A 301-nucleotide genomic window follows, 5' to 3' on the forward strand; every position below is an offset into this window, starting at 1 on the left:
GTGGACAAGCTAGTGATATTGAAATTACGGCTAAAGAAATTGTAATTACTAAAGAATTAAGTGCTCAACTTTTAGCAGACAATTGTGGGCAAACATTTGAAAAGGTAATGACAGATTTTAATCGTGACCATTGGATGGGAGCAGATGAGTCTGTGGCTTACGGTATTGTAGATCAGGTTGCTAAATAAAAAAAAACAATTTTTTAGAACAATTAAACAGACTGGCTTGTTGAGTTAAACTTCACAATTAGGTCTGTTTTTTTTGTTTAACAAGTAAAGTGTAATTAACTGTTGTGATATGA

General features: G+C 32.2%; 1 protein-coding gene. It reads left to right on the forward strand.

Going from position 1 to position 301, the window contains the following annotated elements; genetic code table 11:
- On the forward strand, positions 1 to 188 hold a 188-nt coding region (locus tag V6246_RS18245), incomplete at its 5' end, for a ClpP family protease (protein ID WP_341561871.1).
- Positions 189 to 301: the final 113 nt, after the last annotated feature.

Origin of the sequence: Algibacter sp. TI.3.09, from assembly GCF_038154905.1 — a bacterium.
Lineage (GTDB): Bacteria > Bacteroidota > Bacteroidia > Flavobacteriales > Flavobacteriaceae > Algibacter.